At 69.0% G+C, this 19985-nt stretch carries 17 protein-coding genes, 1 tRNA gene and 1 pseudogene; 11 read left to right on the top strand and 8 right to left on the bottom strand.

Annotation, left to right across the window (positions count from 1 at the left end; genetic code table 11):
• Positions 1-108: 108 nt before the first annotated feature.
• Positions 109-732 (bottom strand): YqgE/AlgH family protein, encoded by a 624-nt coding sequence (locus K244_RS0112340; RefSeq protein WP_020186578.1) that lies wholly within the window; start codon positions 730-732, stop codon positions 109-111.
• A 115-nt stretch (positions 733-847) separates the two neighbouring features.
• Here K244_RS0112340 and K244_RS0112335 point away from each other — a divergent pair, with 115 nt between their 5' ends.
• Together K244_RS0112335 and K244_RS0112330 are read left to right on the top strand one after the other, a co-directional pair.
• On the top strand, positions 848-1672 hold the full coding sequence (locus tag K244_RS0112335; RefSeq protein ID WP_155931722.1) for a protein-disulfide reductase DsbD domain-containing protein: 825 nt from the start codon (positions 848-850) through the stop codon (positions 1670-1672).
• 71 nt (positions 1673-1743) lie between these two features.
• Complete coding sequence (locus tag K244_RS0112330) at positions 1744-2229, top strand: peroxiredoxin (protein WP_020186576.1); 486 nt, start codon at positions 1744-1746, stop codon at positions 2227-2229.
• 254 nt (positions 2230-2483) lie between these two features.
• Here K244_RS0112330 and rnhA read toward each other — a convergent pair whose 3' ends face one another.
• The 3 genes from rnhA to ispH form a co-directional block, all read right to left on the bottom strand.
• A complete protein-coding gene (rnhA, locus tag K244_RS0112325) occupies positions 2484-3011 on the bottom strand; it encodes a ribonuclease HI (RefSeq protein ID WP_081761560.1) in 528 nt (175 codons plus the stop codon).
• Positions 3008-3976, bottom strand: a complete 969-nt coding sequence (locus K244_RS0112320) for a homoserine kinase (protein WP_020186574.1) — start codon at positions 3974-3976, stop codon at positions 3008-3010. Before K244_RS0112320 ends, rnhA begins: the two co-directional genes overlap by 4 nt.
• 334 nt (positions 3977-4310) lie before the next feature.
• On the bottom strand, positions 4311-5276 hold the full coding sequence (gene ispH / locus K244_RS0112315; protein ID WP_020186573.1) for a 4-hydroxy-3-methylbut-2-enyl diphosphate reductase: 966 nt from the start codon (positions 5274-5276) through the stop codon (positions 4311-4313).
• A 188-nt stretch (positions 5277-5464) separates the two neighbouring features.
• On the opposite strand from ispH, the gene K244_RS21940 reads away from it, so the two are divergent.
• The 8 genes from K244_RS21940 to K244_RS0112270 all read left to right on the top strand — a co-directional run bounded on the left by K244_RS21940 (position 5465) and on the right by K244_RS0112270 (position 15310).
• Complete coding sequence (locus K244_RS21940; protein WP_197027172.1) at positions 5465-6109, top strand: hypothetical protein; 645 nt, start codon at positions 5465-5467, stop codon at positions 6107-6109.
• Positions 6110-6223: 114 nt separating this feature from the next.
• Positions 6224-6300: transfer RNA gene (locus K244_RS0112305), tRNA-Met, on the top strand.
• A 951-nt stretch (positions 6301-7251) separates the two neighbouring features.
• Positions 7252-7359: a hypothetical protein gene (locus K244_RS23940; RefSeq protein WP_020186571.1), complete on the top strand. Its 108-nt coding sequence runs from the start codon at positions 7252-7254 to the stop codon at positions 7357-7359.
• 28 nt (positions 7360-7387) lie between these two features.
• Positions 7388-9097, top strand: coding sequence for a potassium-transporting ATPase subunit KdpA (gene kdpA, locus K244_RS0112290; protein WP_020186570.1), 1710 nt, complete (start codon positions 7388-7390; stop codon positions 9095-9097).
• Positions 9098-9264: 167 nt separating this feature from the next.
• Positions 9265-11304 (top strand): potassium-transporting ATPase subunit KdpB, encoded by a 2040-nt coding sequence (gene kdpB, locus K244_RS0112285; RefSeq protein ID WP_020186569.1) that lies wholly within the window; start codon positions 9265-9267, stop codon positions 11302-11304.
• Positions 11305-11321: 17 nt separating this feature from the next.
• Positions 11322-11897: a potassium-transporting ATPase subunit KdpC gene (gene kdpC / locus K244_RS0112280; protein WP_024816477.1), complete on the top strand. Its 576-nt coding sequence runs from the start codon at positions 11322-11324 to the stop codon at positions 11895-11897.
• Between the two features lie 36 nt (positions 11898-11933).
• The gene (locus K244_RS0112275) at positions 11934-14624 is read left to right on the top strand and encodes a sensor histidine kinase KdpD (RefSeq protein ID WP_020186567.1); all 2691 of its coding nucleotides are present in this window, start codon (positions 11934-11936) and stop codon (positions 14622-14624) included.
• Positions 14624-15310: a response regulator gene (locus K244_RS0112270; protein ID WP_020186566.1), complete on the top strand. Its 687-nt coding sequence runs from the start codon at positions 14624-14626 to the stop codon at positions 15308-15310. Before K244_RS0112275 ends, K244_RS0112270 begins: the two co-directional genes overlap by 1 nt.
• 92 nt (positions 15311-15402) lie before the next feature.
• On the opposite strand, the gene K244_RS23625 is transcribed toward K244_RS0112270, so the two are convergent.
• Genes K244_RS23625 through K244_RS24045 form a run of 4 tightly spaced genes read right to left on the bottom strand, consistent with a single transcriptional unit; the run spans position 15403 to position 19001 of the window.
• Positions 15403-15858 (bottom strand): HAMP domain-containing sensor histidine kinase, encoded by a 456-nt coding sequence (locus K244_RS23625; RefSeq protein ID WP_155931720.1) that lies wholly within the window; start codon positions 15856-15858, stop codon positions 15403-15405.
• Between the two features lie 29 nt (positions 15859-15887).
• Complete coding sequence (locus K244_RS21935; RefSeq protein ID WP_155931718.1) at positions 15888-16979, bottom strand: histidine kinase dimerization/phospho-acceptor domain-containing protein; 1092 nt, start codon at positions 16977-16979, stop codon at positions 15888-15890.
• A complete protein-coding gene (locus K244_RS0112260; protein ID WP_020186565.1) occupies positions 16979-17695 on the bottom strand; it encodes a response regulator transcription factor in 717 nt (238 codons plus the stop codon). Before K244_RS0112260 ends, K244_RS21935 begins: the two co-directional genes overlap by 1 nt.
• Position 17696: 1 nt before the next feature.
• On the bottom strand, positions 17697-19001 hold the full coding sequence (locus tag K244_RS24045) for a DUF4173 domain-containing protein (protein ID WP_210164321.1): 1305 nt from the start codon (positions 18999-19001) through the stop codon (positions 17697-17699).
• A gap of 512 nt (positions 19002-19513) precedes the next feature.
• Here K244_RS24045 and K244_RS0112250 point away from each other — a divergent pair.
• Positions 19514-19891, top strand: a pseudogene (locus K244_RS0112250) (transposase); the annotation flags it as partial.
• Positions 19892-19985: the final 94 nt, after the last annotated feature.

Raw genomic sequence — 19985 nt, 5'->3', positions numbered from 1 at the left:
CGCTCGGCTAAGCTCACGTGCTCTACGTCCAAGGCCCCACCCGGCCCTTTGCTTCGCAAAGGTCCACCCTCCCCACGCCTATGGCGCGAGGAGGGACAGAAGGCCGCGTCAGGCGTGGCCAGCTTCGGGGGAGAGCTTGCCGAGGTCGATGCCGATCTTCGCCAGCGCGCGCTCGTATTTCGTCTCGACCGCGCCGTCGAACACCAGGCCGCGGTCGGCGGGCACGTTGAGCCAGCCGTTGGCCTGGATCTCGGTCTCGAGCTGCCCCGGCGCCCAGCCGGCGTAGCCCAGCGCGAGCAGGGCGCTCTTGGGTCCGGCGCCCTTGGCGATCGCCTTGAGGATGTCGAGCGTCGCCGTCAGGCAGATGCCGTCGTCGATCGAGAGCGTCGAGTCTTCGATCATGAAGTCGGCGGAGTGCAGCACGAAGCCGCGGCCGGATTCGACCGGGCCGCCGCGCAGCACCTGGATCGCGCCGGCGCGTTCCGGCAGGCGGATCTCCTCGCCCTCCGAGATCACGTCGAGCTGCACCAGCAGGTCGGGAAAGCTGATGTGCGGGGCGAGCTTGTTGACGACGATGCCCATCGCGCCCTCGGAAGAATGGGCGCAGACGTAGATCACCGTGCGGGCGAAGCGGTCGTCCGTCATGGTCGGCATGGCGACCAGCACCTGACCGTCGAGATAACCCGATCGGGAGGTGCGGTCGGCGAGGCGTTTGCGCAGAAGCTCCGGCATGCATGAAAGAGTAGGGCTGCTGATGGTTTTTTAAAAGGAGGCGTCGCTGCGCTTTCACGTCGCCCTCACGTCGAGTTGCCTTTCTCAGGGGCCGGCGTCAGGTAAGGCTTCGATGATGATCGCACGCTCGCTGCTCGCCGCCCTGTCCGTCGCCGCGCTCGGCTCGCCCGCGTCGGCGGAGCCCACGTCGCCATGGGCGCGGGACGGCGCGTCGGCGCTGCGGCTGGTCGACGCCGGCCGCGGGCCAGCGGGCGAGCGCCTCGCCGCCGTCGCGATCACGCTCGAGGGCGGCTGGAAGACCTACTGGCGCCAGCCCGGCGACAGCGGCGTGCCGCCGCGCTTCGACTTTTCCGGCTCGCGCAACCTCGCGTCCGCGACCGTCGTCTTCCCCGTTCCGGAGCGCGCCAGCGACGAGAGCGGGATCACCAACGTCTACCACCACGAGGTGACGCTGCCGGTCGCCGTCACCCCGAAGGATCCGGCCGAGCCGGTGGAGCTCGCGCTGGTGGCGGACTACGGCGTCTGCGACCAGGTCTGCGTGCCGGTGCGCTCGGAAGTCTCGCTCAGCCTCGCCGCCGACGGCGGTTTCCCCGGTCCCGCCGCGGCGGCGGCGCGCCGGGCGCTCGCCCATGCGCCGAAGCTCAAAGCGCTCGGCGCGCCGGACGGGCCGCTGGCGATCGCGTCGATCATCCGCGAGGGGAACGGCTTCGAGATCGGCGTCCGCGCGGGGGCGCCGGGCGCGCTGCTGTTCGCCGAGACGGGGGAGGGCGCCTTCGTGCCCTCGCCGAAGGCGCTGCCGCCGCGGGCGGACGGCGTCGCGCGCTTCCACGTGGCGCTCCCGGACGGCGCGCCGCCCGCGGCGCTGCGCCTGACGCTCTCGGTCGGGGGACAGGCGATCGAGACGCTGGCGCCTATCGACGCCGTCGCGGCGAAGCCCTAAATCTCGGCCTCGACGTCCCCAACGGCCGTGCCTCGTTCGGCCGCCTCACTGGATCGATCAGGAGAGACCCAATGGCCATCGAGGTCGGCGCGCGCCTGCCCAACACCACCTTCCGCACCATGGGCCCCGAGGGTCCGGCGACGGTGATGGCGGACGAACTGTTCGCGGGCAAGAAGGCGGTGCTGTTCGCCGTGCCGGGGGCCTTCACGCCCACCTGCCACAAGAACCACCTGCCGGGCTATCTCAACAACCTCGATGCGCTGAAGGACAAGGGCGTCGACGTGATCGCGGTGACGTCGGTCAACGACGTCTTCGTCATGAACGCCTGGGCCGAGGCCACCGGCGGCAAGGGCAAGATCGAGTTCCTGTCGGACGGCAGCGCCGATTTCGCGAAGGCGCTCGGCCTCGAGCTCGACGCCTCGGCCGGCGGCCTCGGCGTGCGCTCCAAGCGCTACGCCATGATCCTCGACGACATGACCGTCAGCTTCCTGGCGGTCGAGGACAGCCCCGGCAAGGCCGACCTCTCCGCCGCCGACAAGGTGCTCGCCGCGCTCTGAACGGCGCTGAGCGCCCCAGAGAGGGAACGCCTGCCGTGCCGGAGACTCGCCGTCGCCCAGCCGCGCTCTCTCCCCTCCCCCTTGCGGGGAGGGGGCGGGGCGGGGGTGGTCCCGGATGAGGCCCCCGAGGCGAAATCGCGTCAGCCGCTCTGCGCCTTGGCCGCTACGCTTCGTTCTGCGCCACCCCCACCCCTAACCCCTCCCCGCAAGGGGGAGGGGAACAAGGCCGGGCGTCTGCTTGAAGCGATCCGGCTCTAGCCGCGCTTCGTCTGGAACGGCTTCATGCCCTCACGCGCCAGCTCGTCGGCGCGCTCGTTCTCCGGATGGCCGGCGTGGCCCTTCACCCAGCGCCAGTCGATCTGGTGGATCCGGATCGCGGCGTCGAGGCGCTCCCACAGGTCCTGGTTCTTCACCGGCTTCTTGTCCGCGGTCTTCCAGCCGTTCTTCTTCCAGCCGAACACCCACTTGGTGACGCCGTCGCGCAGGTACTGGCTGTCGGTGTGCAGGACCACCTCGCAGGGGCGGGTCAGCGCCTCCAGCGCCGAGATGGCGGCCATCAGCTCCATGCGGTTGTTGGTGGTGGGAGCCTCGCCGCCCTTCAGCTCCTTCTCGACGCCGCCTTTGCGCAGGATCGCGCCCCAGCCGCCGGGGCCGGGGTTTCCGGAACAGGCGCCGTCCGTGAAGATCTCGACGGCGCCGGGCGCGACCGGCTTCTCCGGCTCCGCGGGCCTCGCGAGCGGCGTAGGGCTCTTCGTCCGCGGCCTGTGCGACACCGGGCTCATGCCCGCCACCCGTAGTCGCCGAGGCCCGCCGCCTGCTGGTGGAACCGCAGCTTCTTCAGGTATTCGAGCGGGTCGAGCTTCTTGACCAGCGCCCCCGGCGGCGTGTCGAGCCAGTCCACGAGGCGCGTCAGCATGAAGCGCAGCGCGGCGCCGCGCGCGAGCGCCGGCAGCGCCGCGATCTCCGCCTCCGACAGCGGCCGCGCCGCATTATAGGCGTCGAGCAGCGCGCGGCCCTTGGTGACGTTGAACTCGCCGGTCGGCTCGAAGCACCAGGCGTTGAGGCAGATCGCGACGTCGTAGGCGAAGGCGTCGTCGCAGGCGAAGTAGAAGTCGATCAGCCCCGACAGCCGGTCGCCCAGGAAGAACACGTTGTTCGGGAACAGGTCGGCGTGGATGACGCCGGAGGGGAGAGCGAGGTCCTCGAAGGTGGGGCCGAGCGCCGCAAGCTCCGCCTCGATCAGCGCGTCGAGCCCCGGCGCGACCGCGTCGCTGCGCCCGCGGGCGCTCTCCGCGAGGCGCCGCCAGCCCTCGACCGACAACGCGTTGGGGCGCTTGAGTTGGAAGTCCTTGGCAGCCTCATGCAGATCGGCGAGCGCGCGGCCCAGCTCAGCGCACTGTCGCGGCGTCGGCCGCCGCACCGAGACGCCGTCGAGGAAGGTGACGAGGGCCGCGGGGCGGCCGCACAGCTCCGACAGCAGCGCGCCGTCGCGGGCCGCCACCGGCTGCGGGCAGGTGACGCCGCGGGCGGCGAGATGCTCCAGCAGGCCGAGGAAGAACGGCAGGTCGTCCCGGCTCACCCGCTTCTCGTAGAGCGTGAGGATGAACCGCGCCTTGGTGGTCACCAGCAGGTAGTTGGTGTTTTCGACCCCCTCCGCGATGCCCTTAAACGAGACGGCCTCGCCGATGTCGTAGGCCTTGAGTAAGGCGGCGAGGTCCTCGTCGGGGACTTCGGTGTAGACGGCCATGCGGGGTCTCGGGTGAGGGGAGGGCGCACGGGCTGCTTAAGAGGTCGGCGCGCGGGCCGCAATGCTCTGCAGGGGCGGAGCCGCCGAAGAGGGGCGATCCTTGGCCGTAGCGAGCGCAGGGATCCCTCCTCGCGCCGCAGGCGTGGGGAGGGTGGCCCCGGCCGCCGGCCGGGGTCGGGTGGGGGCCTTCGGCGTCGAGCGCGGGGGCGTCATGAGCGTGAGTCTGGAGCGCACCCCACCCGGCCGGGCTTCGCCCGTCCACCCTCCCCTGTCCCAGGGGAGGGATCGCCCGCGTGCAAGCTCGCCAGACCTCGGCTCTTGAAGGCCGATCGCTTTACTCCGCCGCCGGCGCGCGCAACTCCCGCGGCAGCGGGAAGAACACGCTCTCGTCCGCCGTCGACACGGTCTCAACCGTCACGGCGTAGCGCTCCGCGAAGGCGTCGATGATCTCCTCGACCAGGATCTCCGGCGCCGAGGCGCCGGCGGTGACCCCGAGCGTGCTGAGACCCGAGAACTCGTCCCAGTCGATATCGGTCGCGCGCTGAACCAGCCGAGCCACGCGGCAGCCGGCGCGCTCGGCCACCTCCCGCAGGCGCTGCGAGTTCGACGAGTTCGGCGCGCCGACCACGACGAGGCCGTCGCACTCCGGCGCGACGCGCTTGACCGCCTCCTGGCGGTTGGTCGTCGCGTAGCAGATGTCTTCCTTGTGGGGGCCGTGGATCAGCGGGAAGCGGGCCTTCAGCGCCGCCACCACGTCGGCGGTGTCGTCGATCGACAGCGTCGTCTGGGTGACGTAGGCGAGCTCCGCTGCATCCGCGGGCAGCACGAGGGCCGCGACGTCGGCGACGGTCTCGACCAGCAGCACCGCGCCCTCGGGCAGCTGGCCCATGGTGCCGATCACCTCCGGATGGCCGGCGTGGCCGATGAGCAGCACCAGCCGCCCGCGCTTGTGGTGGATCTCCGCCTCGCGGTGCACCTTGGTGACCAGCGGACAGGTGGCGTCGATCGCGATCAGGTTGCGGGCCTTCGCCGCGGCGGGCACCGACTTCGCGACGCCATGGGCCGAAAACACCACCGGCCGGTCGCCGTCGGGCGCCTCGTCCAGCTCCTCGATGAAGACCGCGCCTTTGCGCTTCAGCGCGTCGACCACGTAGCGGTTGTGCACGATCTCGTGGCGGACGTAGACCGGCGGCCCGAAGCGCACGAGGGCGGCCTCGACCACGTCGATCGCGCGCACCACGCCGGCGCAGAAGCCCCGCGGGGCGCACAGCAGAATGCGGAGGGGCGGCTTGTCGCTCATGATCCGCTCAATAAGACAGGCGCCGAAGCGCGGGCCGTCGGGCGGGGACGGCGTTCGCCCCCGAGATGGGCCGCGCGGGCGGGGGGTGTCAAGGCGAGCCCCGCGCTTTCGCGGGCGGGACCGCCTTGCTATAAAGCCCGCGCGCCGGGGCCTTCCCGCCCGCGGCGCCTGTTCCGGGGGCGAGGCGTATGCGTAGCGGCGACGGACGACGGACGAAGGCCGGCACATATCTATTGGCGGGCGCCGCGGCGCTGGCGCTGTCCGCGTGCAGCACGGTCGGCGGCGACCAGCAGGCGGGCGCCCCAGGCCAGGAAAGCGTGGCGACGAAGCTGCTGCTCGGCAACGCCAATCCGCCCCCCATCACGCCGCCGGTGGACGACGCCCTCAAGCGCGATTGCCCGCCGATCGAGATCCTCGACGGCACGGCGGCCTTCCGCGCCTATGATCCGCCCTCCGCGACGGACCCGTTCTCGGTGCGCTACCAGGCCAATCTGGTCGACACCGCGCGGCAGTGCTCCAGCCTGGGCGTCGAGGCGGCGATCCGGGTCGGCGTGACGGGCCGCGTGATCCTCGGGCCCAAGGGCGCGCCCGGCGCCTTCCGCCTGCCGCTGCGCGTGGCGGTGGTCGACGAGGCGGACAAGCCGATCTACTCGCAGGTTCATGTGATCGACGTGGTGGTGCCGGCGGGCCAGACCCAGGCGCAATTCCCGCACCTAGAGCAGGACATCGTGGTGCCGATCCCCGAAAACCGCTTCCGCGGCTGGCGCATCCTTGTCGGCTACGACCCCAAGGGCGCGCCGGCCGGCGCCGTCCGCCGCTCCGCCCGCCGCTGAGGCGCGGCCGCCGCGCAGGGGCCGCGCGTTTCTCCTCGGCCGCCGCTTGACACCGTTCCGCCCGCTTCCTTATATCCGCCCGCGCCGCGGGGACGCTCATGCGACCCCGGCCGTGGCGGAGTAGCTCAGCTGGTTAGAGCAGCGGAATCATAATCCGCGTGTCGGGGGTTCGAGTCCCTCCTCCGCTACCACCGATCCCCCCGGCACTGCGACGCTCGGGAACAGGTCGTGATCAAGCAGCAGCGCCAGCCTGCCTTGCACCGTAACGGACACCCTGTCTCCCGCCTTCGACGGCTCCACAACGACGTGGTCGACTAGCGATCGGAACGCGTCGACCGCAGCGGCGTCGCCGTCTGCGAACGCTTCGCCCAAACCCTTGGCAAGCGCGCCCAGATCGCGGGCGTAGGTTTCGAGTGCGGCGGGGTGGTGTGTGATCGGCGAAGCGTCGTCGTCAGCCGAACCGAGGTCCTGACGGCAGCGGTGGCGTTCGGCAGTAAGATCGTCCACGCGGAGCTTGACCGTCGCAGGATAGCCGGCGGGTGCGGGACGGCTGCGACAGGCTTCCGGTGATCGCCGGAGCATGACGGCAGGGAGGTCGCCGTGATCTACCGCGAGCGCGGATGAAGGGCAGCTGCGCCGACCTCGATGCGGCGGGGCAGGGGCCCGGCCGACGCGTTAGGGACCGTACGACGATCCGAACGTCCGCGGGGTCGCCGCCCCCGGGGTGCCCAGTTTGCCAGCCGTTTTGAAGCCTAAAGTCGCTAAAGTCGCAGGCTGGAGGCGAGGCTAGTCGTCGGGATTTTCTATTAGCCACGACGAAAGGTGCTGGTTCGGCTTCTGACCCTTCGCCGAACTTGGAACGTCTGGTTACGGGAGCGTCGGTGCCTACTTGACGTGTGGGCGACGGCTAGGTTGGCACTCCCGGCGGCGGCTACTCGCGAGACGCCGTTCCAACACGTTCTTAACGCGCCGCCGCATCGATCCCTCTTAAATTCCAACGGGGCGAGGCTGCATCTCATCCGCATGGCGACGTCGCCGTGTGGAGCCTTGCACATGATGGATTTGTTGATGCTCGCCGGCGGGATCGCGGGGTTCTCCGCGCTGGCGGCCTATGCGCTCGCCTGTGAAAGGCTTTGAGCGCGATGATTCTTCTCGGACTTCCCGTTCTCGACGTCGTTCTCGGCGGAGCGGCCGCGCTCGCCGCGACCGCGGTCTTCCTCGCAGCGCTGCTGCGGCCGGAGCGGTTCTGAGCCGCTCGACCTTCCGGACCCCAACACGATGACCATCAATGGCTGGATGCAGATCGCAGTGTTCTGCGCGATCGTCCTTGCGCTCGTCCGCCCGCTTGGCGGCTTTCTCTTCCGCCTCTACGCCGGCGAGCGCACCTTCCTTTACCCCGCTCTCGCGCCGGTCGAGCGTGGCTTCTACAGGCTTGCGGGCGTCAGGCCCGACGCTGAGCAACGCTGGGCGAGCTATGCGCTCGCCATGCTGGCGTTCCACGTCGCAGGCTTCCTTGCGGTCTATGGCGTTCTGCGCCTTCAGGGCGTTTTGCCGCTCAATCCGCAGGGCTTTGCGGGCGTGACGCCGGACCTCGCCCTCAACACAGCGATCTCCTTCGTCACCAACACGGACTGGCAGTCCTATGGCGGCGAAGCTACGCTGTCCTACGGCTCGCAAATGTGGGCGCTGACGGTCCAGAACTTCCTATCGGCCGCGACCGGCATGGCGCTTGCGGTCGCCCTGATACGCGGCTTTGCGCGGCGCTCGGCGAAGGGGATCGGCAATTTCTGGGTGGACCTGACCCGATCGGTCCTCTACGTGCTGCTGCCCGCGTGCATCGTATTCGCGCTGATCTACGTCGCCCTCGGAGTGCCGCAGACGCTCCAACCCTATCTCACCGCGAAGACGCTCGAAGGGGCGGAGCAGACCATCGCGCTAGGGCCGGTCGCGAGCCAGCTCGCGATCAAGATGCTCGGCACCAATGGCGGTGGCTTCTTCAACGCCAATTCGGCGCACCCGTTCGAGAACCCGTCGGCGCTTTCCAACCTCATCCAGATGGTCTCGATCTTCGCGATCGGCGCGGCGCTCACCAATGTATTCGGCCGCATGGTCGGCGACGAGCGGCAGGGATGGGCGATCCTCGGCGCGATGGGGACCCTGTTCCTCGCGGGCGTCGGGCTGGTCTACTGGGCGGAGGCCGGCGCCAACCCGATCCACGCCGCAATCGGCCTCGATCCCTCGGCCGGCAATATGGAAGGCAAAGAGGTCCGCTTCGGGATCGCCCTGTCGGCGCTGTTCGCGGTGCTCACCACCGCGGCCTCGTGCGGCGCCGTCAACGCGATGCACGACTCCTTCTCGGCGATTGGCGGCCTCATCCCGATGGTCAACATGCAGCTCGGCGAGGTGATCGTCGGCGGCGTGGGGGCCGGGCTCTACGGCATCCTGCTGTTCGCGGTCGTCGCCGTCTTCGTGGCCGGGCTGATGGTCGGGCGCACGCCGGAATATGTCGGCAAGAAGATCGAAGGCCGCGAGGTGAAGCTCACCATGCTGGCGCTGCTGTGCTCGCCCGCGGCGACGCTGCTCGCGCTCGCCGTCGCCCTCGTCGTTCCCGTCGGCCTCGCCGGCCTGCAGGAAAGCGGGCCGCACGGCTTTTCCGAAGCGCTCTACGCGACGACCTCGGCTGCGGCGAACAACGGGTCGGCCTTCGCCGGCCTGACCGCGAACAGCCCGTTCTGGAACGTGACGCTCGCAATCGGGATGATGATCGGCCGGTTCGCGCTGATCGTCCCGATGCTGGCGGTGGCGGGATCGCTTGCGGCCAAGAGCAAGGTCCCGCCCTCCGCCGGCACCTTTCCGACGCATGGACCGCTGTTCGTCGGGCTGCTGGTCGGCGTCGTCCTCATCGTGGGCGGCCTCACCTACTTCCCGGCGCTCACTCTCGGCCCGGTCGCCGACGCCTTTGCGACCGCCGCCGGCGATACGCGGTAAGGCCATGCTCTCCGACCGGCGCTCTTTTCGGGTCTTTTACGCGGCGCGCTCAGACGCCGGCGCGCCGCATGGATCGTCCTTCTGCTCGTCCTGATCACACTGTTTGCAATCGTCGCCCGCGCGCTCAGCGCGCCGCCGACAGATGCGACGCTCAACCGGCCAGATACATGTCAGCACAACCTCGCTCCCTGCTCGATCCCGCACTGATCGTTCCGGCGCTGGGCTCCGCCCTGCGAAAGCTCGATCCCCGCCAGCTCATCCGCAATCCCGTGATGTTCGCGGTTGAGGTCGTGGCGCTTGTCGCCGTCGTTCTCTTCGCGCGCGACCTTGCGGTCCGCTCGCCCTCCGCCGGTTTCTCCGGCCAGCTCGCCTTCTGGCTCTGGGCGACGGTCTATTTCGCTACCTTTTCCGAAGCGATCGCGGAGGGGCGCGGCAAGGCCCAGGCCGACGCTCTTCGCCGCACCCGCTCGGACACGATGGCGAAACGCCTTGTCGGCCAGGGCGGAGATTACGAGGAGATCGCGGCGCCCGCGCTGAAGGTCGGCGACCTCGTCCTCGTCGAGCCCGGCGACCTGATCCCGGGCGACGGCGAGGTCCTCGAAGGCGTCGCGACCGTCGATGAGAGCGCGATCACGGGCGAAAGCGCGCCGGTGATCCGCGAGAGCGGCGGCGATCGCTCGGCCGTCACCGGCGGCACGAAGGTGCTGTCGGACAGCATCACGGTCCGGATTACGGCCGCGAGCGGTTCGAGTTTCCTCGACCGCATGATCGCGCTGGTGGAAGGCGCCGAGCGCGCCAAGACGCCGAACGAGATCGCGCTCACCATCCTGCTCGCGGGCCTCTCGCTGATCTTCGTGCTTGCGGTCGCGACCATCCCATCCTTCGCGGCCTATTCCGGAGGCGTGGTCCCGATCGTCGTGCTGGTCGCGCTGTTCGTGACGCTGATCCCGACGACGATCGGCGGGCTTCTGTCGGCGATCGGCATCGCCGGCATGAACCGGCTCGTTCGTTTCAACGTGCTAGCCATGTCGGGCCGTGCGGTCGAGGCCGCGGGCGACGTCGACGTGCTGCTGCTCGACAAGACCGGCACGATCACGCTCGGCAACCGGCAGGCGGCGGAGTTTCTGCCCCTGCCAGGCGTTCGCGCAAGCGAGCTCGCCGACGCCGCTCAGCTCGCGAGCCTCTCCGACGAGACGCCGGAGGGCCGCTCGATCGTCGTCCTCGCCAAGGCGGCGCACGGCCTGCGCGGCCGCGAGATGGGGCCGCTCGAGGCGACCTTCATCCCGTTTTCGGCGCAGACCCGCATGAGCGGCGTCGACATCGGCGCGACGAAGATCCGCAAGGGCGCCGCCGACGCCGTCATAAAGCATGTGAAGGCCCATGGCGGTCAGATCCCGGACGAGCTCGGCGCCATCGTCGAACGCGTGGCGCGCGAGGGCGGCACGCCGCTCGTCGTGTCGACCCACGCGAAGGCTCTCGGCGTCGTCCACCTCAAGGACATCGTTAAAGGCGGCATCCGCGAGCGCTTCAGCGAGCTTCGCGCGATGGGCATCCGCACGGTGATGATCACCGGCGACAACCCCATGACCGCGGCCGCCATCGCCGCGGAGGCGGGCGTCGACGATTTCCTCGCGGAAGCGACGCCGGAGGCGAAGCTCGCGCTCATCCGGAGGGAGCAGGAGGGCGGCAAGCTCGTCGCGATGTGCGGCGACGGCACCAACGACGCCCCGGCGCTCGCGCAGGCCGACGTCGGCGTCGCCATGCAGACCGGCACGGTCGCGGCGCGCGAGGCCGGCAACATGGTCGACCTCGACAGCGACCCGACCAAGCTCATCGAGATCGTGGGCATCGGCAAGCAGCTGCTGATGACGCGCGGCGCGCTGACGACCTTCTCGGTCGCGAACGACGTCGCGAAGTATTTCGCAATCATCCCGGCGATGTTCGTCGCGCTCTACCCGCCGCTTGGCGCGCTCAACGTCATGGGGCTCGCGAGCCCCCAGAGCGCGATCCTTTCCGCGATCATCTTCAACGCGCTGATCATCGTCGCGCTGGTGCCGCTCGCGCTGAAGGGCGTCTCCTACACGCCGTCGAGCGCCGCGGCGCTGCTGCGCCGCAACCTCCTCGTCTACGGCCTCGGCGGCCTCAGCGCGCCCTTTATCGGGATCAAGCTCGTCGATCTCGCGATCACCTCCGTCGGCCTAGCGTGAAGAAGGAAACCATCGACATGCTCCGCCATCTCCGCCCCGCGCTGACGCTGCTCGCCCTCCTCACTCTCGTGACGGGCGTCGTCTATCCGCTCGGGATCACATCGGTCGCGCAACTCGCCATGCCTGCCAGGGCCTCCGGTTCGATGATCGAGCAGGACGGCCGCGTCGTCGGCTCAAGCCTCATCGGCCAGTCCTTCGCCAGCCCGCGTTATTTCCACGGCCGCCCCTCGGCCGCGGGCCAAAACAGCTATGACGCGGCGTCCTCCTCCGGCTCCAATCTCGGGCCGACCTCGAAGGCGCTCGCCGACCGCATCAAGGGCGACGTCGCCAAGGCGAAGGCCGAAAACGCAATCGACGGACCGGTTCCGGCCGATCTCGTCACTGCGTCGGGTTCCGGACTCGATCCAGACATCTCGCCGGCCGCGGCCTACGCGCAGGTGGGCCGCGTCGCGCGCGAGCGCGGAGTGCCCGAAGACGACGTCCGACGCCTGATCGAAGCAAGCGTCCAGGGGCGGCTGTTCGGCCTTATCGGCGAGCCGAGGACGAACGTGCTCGCGTTGAACATAGCGCTCGATGCGCTGAAGAGACCGTGACGCCGAGCCTGTTCGGCGATCTATAATCCGCCGGAAATGGCCGCCGATCCACGCTCTTCGCCCGAACGCTTTTTCGACGCCCCTTCGCGTGAAGGACGGGGCCGCCTGAAGATCTTCTTCGGGGCGGCCCCGGGCGTCGGCAAGACCTACGAGATGCTGTCGGCCGCCCGCGCGGCGCATGCCGAGGGCGTCGATGTGGTGATTGGCGTCGTCGAGACTCACGGCCGAGCGGAGACGGAGGCGCTCGTTAGCGGTCTCGAAGCGATCCGGAGGGTCGAAGTCGCCTATCGCGGCCGGACGCTGCAGGAAATGGACGTCGACGCCGTGCTGAAGCGCGCGCCGAAACTGGTCGTCGTCGACGAGCTCGCCCACACCAATGCGCCCGGCTCGCGACACCCGAAGCGTCACCAGGACGTCGAGGAGTTTTTGGCCGCCGGGATCGACGTCTTCACGACCCTCAACGTCCAGCATCTCGAAAGCCTCAACGACATCGTCGCCCGCATCACGCGCGTGAGGGTCCGCGAGACGGTGCCGGACAGCGTCTTCGACCTCGCCGACGAGGTCGAAGTCGTCGACGTCACGCCCGACGTTCTGCGAAAGCGCCTCGCGACCGGCAAGATCTATGTACGCGAGCAGGCGGAACGCGCGGTTCGGCACTTCTTCCAGCCCGGCAATCTGACCGCGCTTCGCGAGCTCGCCCTCCGGCGCACCGCCGAACGCGTCGACGCCGACATGCGCGAGCACATGCGCGCCAACGCCATCGAAGGGCCGTGGCCGGCGGTCGAGCGCGTCCTGGTCGCGATCGACGAGCAGCCCGGAGCTGCCGCGCTCGTGCGCGCCGGCCGGCGGCTCGCAGACCGGGCCCGCGCGGACTGGCTCTGCGTGACGATCGAGACCCCGCGCCACGCCCATCTGTCCGACGCCGAACGGGATCGCGTCGCCGACACGCTTCGGCTCGCGGAGACGCTTGGCGCGGAATCGCTTTCTCTCCCCGGCGGCGCCGACGTCGCGGAGGACCTGCTCGCTTTCGCCCGGAGCCGGAACGTCACGACCATCCTTCTCGGCAAGGCGCGGCGCTCGCGCTGGTTCGCGTTCCGTCACGGATCAGTCGTCGCGAACCTGCTCGAACGCTCCGGGCCGATCGCCGTGCAGGTGATGGCGGGAGACGGAGAAACCGTTCCGCCGAAATCGGTCGCCTCCCGCCCCGTCCCGCGGCCGCCGCGCCTGCGCGGCTACCTCGCCGCGGCCGCAGCGTCGCTCGGCGCCGCCCTCGCCGGTCTCGCCGTCGACCTCACGATCGATCTGCCGAACATCTCGCTGGTGTTCGTGCCCGCGGTGCTGCTTATCGCGGTGCGCTACGGCCTCGGCCCGTCGCTCGCCGCGTCGTTCTTCGCCGCCCTCGCCTACAATTTCTTCTTCACCGATCCGCGCTTCTCGCTGACCGTCGACGATCCTTCGAACGTCGTCGCCATCCTGTTTTTCTCGCTGACCGCGGTGCTCGCAAGTTCCGTCGCGGCGCGCGTGAGGGCGCAGACGCTCGCGGCGCGCGATCAGGCGCGGGTCACGGCCGAGCTCTACGCGTTTTCGCGCAAGCTCGCGGCCGTCGGCGATGAGGACGATCTGCTCTGGGCCGCCGCCCACCAGGTGGCGCTGATGCTGAAGGCCGACGTCGTGCTCCTCACCGAGACCGCAAACGGCCTCGACGTCGGCGGCGCCTATCCGCCCGAAGACCAGCTCGACGCCGCCGAACTCGCCGCCGCGACCTGGGCCTACGAGCACGACGCGCCGACGGGCCGCGGCGCCGCGACCCTGCCGGGCGTCACGCGGCTGTTCCTTCCGCTGAAGACGAGCCGCGGCAAGCTCGGCGTCGTCGGCGTCGCGCGACGCTCGGCGGGCCCGGTGCTGACGCCCGGGGAGCGTCGCCTGCTCGACGCGCTCGTCGACCAGACCGCGGTCGCGCTGGAGCGCATCCGCCTCGGCGCCGACGTCGACGCCGCGCGCCTGGAGGCTGAGGCCGAACGCCTGCGGGGCGCCCTGCTCGCCTCCGTTAGCCACGACTTCAAGACGCCGCTCGCCACCATCATGGGCGTGATCACCAGCCTGCGGAGCTATGGCGCCCGCTACGATGACCTCACGCGCGACGACATGCTGGCGAGCGCGCAAGGCGAGACCGAGCGGCTGGACCGCTTCGTCGCCAATCTTCTGGACGTCGTGAAGCTCGACGCCGGCGGCGTGGCGGCGAAGGCCGAAACGCTCGACGTCGAAGACGTCATCGGAGGAGCGCTGAGGCGCGCGTCGCCTTTGCTCGGCGACCGCCGCGTGACCGTCGCGCTTCCCGAGGCGACGCTTCTGATCAGCGGCGATCCGGTGCTGCTCGAGCACGCGCTGGTCAATCTGCTGGAGAACGCCGGCAAGTACACGCCAGCGGGGGCGATGGTGACGATCGAGGCGCGCGCCGAGGCCGATCACGTGCTGCTGAGCGTGACGGACGACGGCCCCGGCATCCCCGCGGACGATCTTCAAAAAGTGTTCGATCGGCTCTACCGCTCCGGGCAGGGCGACCGGAAGACGACGGGCGCCGGTCTCGGCCTCGGCATCGCCAAGGGCTTCGTGGAGGCGATGGGCGGCTCGATCACTGCTGAGAACGTCGCCGGCGGCCATGGCGCGCGCTTCGAACTGCGGCTCCCGCGGGCGGCGACGCCGGCGCGGGAAGGAGAGGCCGCCTGATGGTCTCGAGCGCGATCACCGTTCTGATCGTCGACGACGAGGCGCCGATCCGGCGCTTCCTGAAAGCGACGCTGGGGGTGAACGACTACCGGACGCTGGAGGCGGAGACCGGGGCCGAGGCGCTGCGGCTCATGCGCCATGTCGCGCCTGAGCTCGTCCTGCTCGATCTCGGCCTGCCCGACATGGACGGGCTCGATCTCATCCGCGAGATCCGCGCGAAGGGCCCCGTGCCGATCGTGGTGCTCTCCGCTCGCGGCGAGGAGGCGGCGAAGGTCGCGGCGCTCGATCTCGGGGCGGACGACTACGTCACAAAGCCCTTCGGGACTGACGAGCTGATGGCGCGCATGCGCGCCGCTCTGCGCCACCGCCTCGCCGACCGCGGCGCCGAGCCAGTCTTTCGAGCGGGGCCGCTTGTCGTCGATCTCGCCCGTCATGTCGTCACCCGAGACGGCGCGGAGGTGAAGCTGTCGCCGAAGGAATTCGCGATCCTGCAGGAACTCGTGGTCCATGCCGGCAAGGTGCTGACCCATCGCCACCTGTTTCGCGCCGTCTGGGGACAGGACGACGGCGACCAGACGTCGCTCCGCGTCTACATCCGGCAGCTGAGGGTGAAACTGGAGCCCGACCCCTCGCGTCCGAGCCATCTGTTGACTGAGGCAGGCGTAGGATATCGGCTGGTCAGTTGATCGACGGACGATGTCCGCCTTCCGCATATAGGCCAGCTTCCGCTATCGACGCACAACGAGCGTGGCGTCTGTTCGCGGTCTGCCCTTGGCGATTAGACGCGGGCGGCGCCACAGTTCGGCAACGCGATCCAAAACGTAGCGCCGGGCGCGTCATCCGTCAGAATAACATTCGAACCCTGCGAGAGCAGCAGCGAGCGGGCGATCGCAAGGCCGAGGCCGGTGCCGCCATCCGCTCGGCGCGTTGTGAAGAACGGCTCGAACAATCGGTCACGGTCGGCGGCGGGCACGCCTTGCCCGTCATCACGCACTTCAAGCCATGTTCGATCATCGCGCCGGATCACGCGGATATCGACGTTGCGCGCGCCAGACTGAGAAGCGTTCTCGATCAAAGTCGTCAGAACCGCCTCCAGAGCTTCGGGAGCGAGCGAGGTCTCGACGCGATCTCCCATCGCGGCCTGAACCGCGACGGCCCGACCGCTCATCGCGTCCGCGATGTTGCGTAAGGGTCCCTCGATAGACGTGCGTCCGCTTCGGGCGGGAACCGTCATTTCTGCGCGGGCAAGCTCTAGCAAACGCCTTACGAGGCGCGAAAGGCGTCGGCGTCCTGGGTGGCGTTCGCAAGGAAGCGACGGCGGTCGCTTTGGTCCATCTCGGCGCCATGCTCATCGAGCAGTTCCAGCGCGCCGCGTATGCCGGCGAGCGGCGTCTTGAATTCGTGGCTCATGGCGGCCGCGAAGTCGCGCAGGTAGGTCGAGCGGCGCTCGATCTCCTTTGCCATGCGCGCAAAATTCTCGAACAGCTCACGGATCTCGACCGCCGCCGTGGCCGGGGGCGGCGGCACCGAGGTGGGTCCAAGCGCCACTTGCTTGGTCGCTTCAGAAAGCCGCTCGATCGGCCGCGCTATCGTGCGCGACAGGAGCGCCGATAGGCCGAGAATGATCGCGAAGATCACGCCGACGCCCAACGCGATCTTGCCGAGGTCATCATAGACGCCACGAAACAGGCTTCGTGGCGACCGCGACAACAGGATGGCCCCGACCACGTCGGCGCCGACACGGATCGGACGCGCGTAATGCACGCGAATGTCCGCGGCGCGGCTGAACACCTCGAGCGGGTAGCGAGGAGCGTAATTCCCTCTCCGCCTGAGGACCGTCTCGGCCGTTCCTTTGAGCGCGGAGTCGACCTCCGGCAAGGCGGCGTGGCTGCGCCCCACATCGGTGCGCGCCAGGACGATGGTGCCATTTCGGTCGAGCACACGGACGGAGGCCAGCGTCGCGCGGACTGTGTCCCAAATGACGGCGGACGCTCCAGACGTTGCGCGGGCGGCGTCCGGATCGGACGGAAGCGTCGTGATCTCGGCCGACGGACGTTCGGGCAGCGTCTTCATGCGGTTGAGATCGACGCTGAGGGCCTCCGGCTCGTACTCGTCGTCGCGCGGCGGCGCGGAGGCCGCAGGGCCCGGCCAGTTTTGGCGCATCACCGCTTCGATCGCCGCTCCCTGAGCGATCAGTTCGGCCTCGGTCTGACGCACGAGCACGTTTTCGTAGACCCGCAGGAACACCGCGCCGAGCCCGGGCATCGCGGCGGTGAACAGCAGCACGCCGAACAGGATCGCCCGCAGGCGCAGCGCCGGCCATCGCGCTTTGACGAACGCCTTCAGTCGACCCATCACGCGTCGCCGCGGCAAGGTCCGAGCCGGTAGCCGACGCCAGCGCGCGTCTCGATGACGTCCGACCCGCCGCCCTTCAGGAACTTGTGCCGGACGTTGCGCACATGCCTGTCGATCGTCCGGTCGGTCACCGCGAAGCCCGGCCCATGCATCCGGTCGATCATCTCGTCGCGCGAAAACGCCTTGTTGGGCGCCGCGGCGAGCGTCGCCAGCAGATGGAACTCCGTGGCTGTGAGCGGCACCTCGACCTCATCCCAGAAGGCGCGATAGCCGTCCCGATCGAGGCGCAGCCGCTCTCGCGCGATCGTCGCGGGTTCCGGTGCGGATTGCCGGGCGCGGCCGCGGGAGCGTTTGAGGATCGCGCCGACCCGCGCCACCACCTCGCGCGGCGAGAATGGCTTGACGACATAGTCGTCGGCCCCGATCTCGATTCCGAGCACACGGTCGATCTCCTCGTCGCGAGAAGACAGGAATAGGATCGGCACGTCGCTGGTGACGCGCAGCCGGCTGCAGACTTCGAGCCCCTGTATTTTCGGCATGTTGATGTCGAGCACGACGAGGTCGGGCGACTGGTCTCGCGCCACAGCGAGCGTCTCCTCGCCATCGGCGGACTCGACGGTCGTCATGCCCGCCTTGGTCAGCGCGAAGACGAGGACCTGCCGAATATGCGGATCGTCGTCTGCGATCAGAATCTTAGGAACGCCGAGGTCCGCCATCTTAATCTCCCGCCTCGCCGTCTGCAGCGGGCGACCAGCCAGGATCGGCCGCGTGTGCGACCGCAAGACGTCGCGCTCCGCGCCATGTCCATGACCGCCAGTCCGACTGCGCCGCGGCGAGCGTCTCCGAAATTCGCAAGCGCGCGGACGCGACCTGTTCGGTCAGTGGATCGGACGGATGCGCGCGTTCGAATTCAAGCATGGCGTTCAGTGCCGACGGACCAAGATATTCGAGGTATGCGACGTCGAGCACGCCGCCGCTACCCGAGGTCGTCGCGTTATGGCGGACGTTCCACTGCGCCGTCACTGAGCCGAGGCTAACGAAGACGCACGAGACGAGTGTGGTGGCGAGGACGGCCGCGTTCGCGTTAATGAGCCAGGCGCTGCTCTTGTTCGCGATGATGCGCCAGCAGATCAGTCCGAGGCCCGCTGCGACCAGCGCCATCCAGATCAACGCCGCAAGCCGCAGACGCGTCAGCGAGTAGGCCTCGATATAGTCCACGGTCCGCAACATGCTCGACGCGACGAGGAATATGTTCTGGGCGATCCAGACATAGACGAGCGCGCGGAGCGGTCCGCCGCCTTCCGTTGGCGCTCCCGGCCGCAATACGAACAGCACGAAGCCGCCGGCGAGCAGCGCGGTGAGGATCAGCGGGTATGCGCCACTGTGGGCGTAGTCGGCGAGAGTGACCCCGTCCGGGAGCGGCGCGCCGCTCCACAGGAAGACGACGTCGAGGACATTCTCGATCGCGAAGATCGCGTTGAAGACGACCAGCGACACGATCACCGACGCCGTGGAGATCGCCGGCGCCCCCGGCAGGGCGATGGTCGGGAGCCTGACCGTGCGGGGGCGGATGAAGCGGCTCGCCCTAAGCGTGCTCCAGACGACGAATGCGATGACGATCCACCACCAGACGCGCCGCATCGACAGATCGGTCGCGTCCCCTCCCCAGCGCAGCCCCTCGATCCAGCGCGCGATGATCGGGTTAGCGCTCGCGAACAGCCCCGTGAACACGACGGCGCCGGCCAGCGGCGCCACGAGGAATAGGGCGACCTTCGCAAACGGCAGCCCCCGTCGGCGCCGTCGCACCTTGAACCAGCGTTCGCCGTCTTCGATAGGCTTGACCAAGATGCTGAGCGTAAAAGCCGCCAACCGCCCGATCCAGCGCCAGGCGTCGTCGAACCGCGCGGCGCGTGGCAAAAGCGCGGCGAGGCCGATTGCGCACCAAAAGATGAGCCCGGCGAGCGGAGAGGGATCCTCCAGAAGGGCGAACACCATCGCCCAAGCGAAGCCGAAGGCGGTCAACGCGCCGAGATGGGCAGCCGTCGCCGGTCGAACGAGCCAAAGACCGAACAGCCAGGCGGCTCCGAACGCCGCGGTCGCGGCGCCTATTTTTCCCGATCCGATCGTTGCGTCGCCGAGAGCGACGAGCGCAAGCAGAACGCAAAGTTTCAGGAAAAAGCTGGACCGGCTCCAGGAAAGCGCAGGGGCGCTCAAGGTCATCGCTTGCATCATGACGCGGCTCCTTCGTGGAGCTCCCTTGATGCGGGGCGGCGATGCAGCGCAAATGGGAACGCGGCGCCGTTCCTGTGCCTTCTCGTGCAGAAACGGTGCAGAAGATGCAGTTCCTGGCGTCGAAGGCCACCGCCTTGCGCTTTTTGCGACCAGACTGTCGCGCAGTAGAGCGATTGGTGAAATCGTCGATCTAGGCCGCGGAGCGCAATCACCGCTCTTGGCGGATTCCGTTGAAAAACTCCGTCGTTGAAGCGAGGCGCGGCCGCTGATTCACTCAGCTCCATGAGCGGAGGGCTGCGGCGATGATGGGCGAGCGGCAGGTCGACCAGACGGCGCTGTTCTATGAGTTCTCGCTTGAGCGGCATGTGCCGCAGGACCACCTGCTAAGGGCGATCGATCGGTTCGTGGACCTGTCGGAGGTGCGTCGGGAGCTGGCCCCGTTCTATAGCTCGACCGGTCGTCCTTCGATCGACCCGGAACTCCTGATCCGGATGCTGCTCGTCGGCTACTGCTTCGGCGTCCGCTCGGAGCGACGGCTGTGCGAGGAGGTTCACCTCAACCTCGCCTATCGCTGGTTCTGCCGGCTTGGCCTCGATGGCGACGTGCCGGACCACTCGACCTTCTCGAAGAACCGCCATGGCCGCTTCCGCGACAGCGACCTGCTGCGCAAGCCGTTCGAGACGGTGGTCCGCGGTGTGTAGCGCAGCAAGTTTCTGCGTTCGACGAAGCTCAAGTCGAGCTTCTGCGCAAACCCAACATACGCTATTCTGGGTG

Source organism: Methylopila sp. 73B (assembly GCF_000526315.1).
Classification (GTDB): domain Bacteria; phylum Pseudomonadota; class Alphaproteobacteria; order Rhizobiales; family Methylopilaceae; genus Methylopila.
The sequence above is the reverse complement of the archived record's forward strand: the minus strand, read 5'-3'. Positions and strand labels throughout refer to the sequence as shown.

Bases quoted from the DNA above. Each gene is read 5' to 3' on its own strand.
- K244_RS0112340 (WP_020186578.1), bottom strand. From the start codon at position 732: ATGCCGGAGCTTCTGCGCAAACGCCTCGCCGACCGCACCTCCCGATCG.
- K244_RS0112335 (WP_155931722.1), top strand. From the start codon at position 848: ATGATCGCACGCTCGCTGCTCGCCGCCCTGTCCGTCGCCGCGCTCGGC.
- K244_RS0112330 (WP_020186576.1), top strand. From the start codon at position 1,744: ATGGCCATCGAGGTCGGCGCGCGCCTGCCCAACACCACCTTCCGCACC.
- rnhA (WP_081761560.1), bottom strand. From the start codon at position 3,011: ATGAGCCCGGTGTCGCACAGGCCGCGGACGAAGAGCCCTACGCCGCTC.
- K244_RS0112320 (WP_020186574.1), bottom strand. From the start codon at position 3,976: ATGGCCGTCTACACCGAAGTCCCCGACGAGGACCTCGCCGCCTTACTC.
- ispH (WP_020186573.1), bottom strand. From the start codon at position 5,276: ATGAGCGACAAGCCGCCCCTCCGCATTCTGCTGTGCGCCCCGCGGGGC.
- K244_RS21940 (WP_197027172.1), top strand. From the start codon at position 5,465: ATGCGTAGCGGCGACGGACGACGGACGAAGGCCGGCACATATCTATTG.
- K244_RS23940 (WP_020186571.1), top strand. From the start codon at position 7,252: ATGATTCTTCTCGGACTTCCCGTTCTCGACGTCGTTCTCGGCGGAGCG.
- kdpA (WP_020186570.1), top strand. From the start codon at position 7,388: ATGACCATCAATGGCTGGATGCAGATCGCAGTGTTCTGCGCGATCGTC.
- kdpB (WP_020186569.1), top strand. From the start codon at position 9,265: ATGTCAGCACAACCTCGCTCCCTGCTCGATCCCGCACTGATCGTTCCG.
- kdpC (WP_024816477.1), top strand. From the start codon at position 11,322: ATGCTCCGCCATCTCCGCCCCGCGCTGACGCTGCTCGCCCTCCTCACT.
- K244_RS0112275 (WP_020186567.1), top strand. From the start codon at position 11,934: ATGGCCGCCGATCCACGCTCTTCGCCCGAACGCTTTTTCGACGCCCCT.
- K244_RS0112270 (WP_020186566.1), top strand. From the start codon at position 14,624: ATGGTCTCGAGCGCGATCACCGTTCTGATCGTCGACGACGAGGCGCCG.
- K244_RS23625 (WP_155931720.1), bottom strand. From the start codon at position 15,858: ATGACGGTTCCCGCCCGAAGCGGACGCACGTCTATCGAGGGACCCTTA.
- K244_RS21935 (WP_155931718.1), bottom strand. From the start codon at position 16,979: ATGGGTCGACTGAAGGCGTTCGTCAAAGCGCGATGGCCGGCGCTGCGC.
- K244_RS0112260 (WP_020186565.1), bottom strand. From the start codon at position 17,695: ATGGCGGACCTCGGCGTTCCTAAGATTCTGATCGCAGACGACGATCCG.